The sequence below is a fragment of the Streptomyces sp. NPDC003379 genome, assembly GCF_053589195.1.
Genome location: NZ_JBSFRK010000129.1, coordinates 1 through 1537, shown reverse-complemented (window position 1 = coordinate 1537; position 1537 = coordinate 1). Strand labels below are relative to the sequence as shown.

The following is a 1537-nucleotide window of genomic DNA, read 5'->3' as shown; positions in this document are numbered from 1 at the left end:
ACCGCCGGCTTCTCCACGGACTCCTGCTCGACAACGGTCTCGGTCATCTCTGGCGTCTCCTTGATCATCAGATCCGCCGTTGATTAGACACTCCCGTAGGCGGAGGAGTTCGTGGCTGCTGAGGGGGACGAGGTCGGCCTCGGCGGGGTCGTTCCGGCCGGTTTGGGCGGCGCGTTCGAGAGCGGCGGTGACGGCCAGATAGGCGTAGGCGACCAGGGCGATCACGCTCCAGCGGTGCCAGGAGTTCCAGCAGGTGACCTGGCCTTTGTCGAGGTGGCTGATCTCCTTCGCGTCCTGGAAGTCGTCCTCGACCCGCCACCTGCGGCACATCAGTGACACCAGTCGCGCCAGTGTCACCGGCCCGGGGGCGAAGCAGCGGTAGTAGGACATGGTGCGGGTGTAGCGGTGCCGGCGGACCAGCAGCACCGAGGTTCCCGTGTCGCCGTCGTGCCCGGCGGGGGTGTCGTCGGCGGTGACCTCGATCATCGCCCAGTCGTAGTCGCGTACGCCTTTCTGCCCCGCGCCGGTCTGCATCCGCTGCCAGGCCCGCTTCGGCAGCCGGGCGGCGGCCTTGGCCACGCTCAGCTTCGCGGCCGGGGTGGTGACCCGGTGATTGGAGCGCACTCCCTCAACGTAGCCCAGGCCCAGCTCACGGCAGGCGGTACGCAGCCGGCGCCCTCCGTAGACCTCGTCGCCCAGGAAGAACGAGGCGGGTATGCCCTGCCGGCCGGCGGCGGTGCGGAGCATGTCCTCCGCGAGGTGCGGCTTGGTGGCGAAACACAGCTCGTCGGGGACGCCGGTCAGCTCACGGCGTTCCTCATCGGCGGCCCATTCCTTGGTGAAGTACAGGCGCCGGTCGATCAGGCAGTGCCCGGAGGACGTGGCGAAGGTGAGGTGCACCGCGACCTGGCACAGATCCACACCGCCGGTGGAGCCGGAGTACTGGCGTGCCGCGGCCACCGCGTCGGTGGAGGACTTCGCGTCGCCCGTCTCGTCCGCGATCAGGACCCCGTCGCCGTCGTCGAGCAGGCCCACGGCCCAGACCGCCGTCCGCCCCAGCACCGCTTCTTCGTCCCACACCGCACGAGACAACAGATGGTGCAGACGGTGCGGGCCCCGCTCACCGATCGCTTCGGCCAGGCTCCAGCAGTTGACGTCCTCGAGTTCCATCAGCATGCCCCGGGTCATCCGTGCGAACGTCTCCCGGGTCTCGGAGCGGGCGAAGCAGTCGGCCACGGAAGCCAACAGGCCCCCGAACGCGATGCCGTGGCCTTCGTGGTCTACCGTCGTCGAAGCGGCCGTCTCGTTCTGATGTTGCGTCACACCACGTCATGATCAAGGCGGCCGTTCTCGTGCCCACAGTCACCCCCTCAAGCCGCTGAACAGCAGCAACGAGCATCGGCAGACCTATCTACAGCTGCCGTGTCAGTGTGAGGGTGCTGCGAAGTTTCCGGGGTAGCCGGGCCGGGCACTGCTCGGCGCTTCGGAAGTGAGGCGGGTCCATGGATGCTGCTGCCCAGAACGAGGGGCAGGAGCC

1 protein-coding gene is annotated in these 1537 nt (G+C 68.4%); it reads right to left on the bottom strand.

Annotated elements, in window-relative coordinates; all coding sequences use genetic code 11:
• Positions 1 to 1323: IS701 family transposase (locus tag ACWDVB_RS40250; RefSeq protein ID WP_451612067.1), on the bottom strand; the 1323-nt coding region annotated here is incomplete at its 3' end.
• Positions 1324 to 1537: the final 214 nt, after the last annotated feature.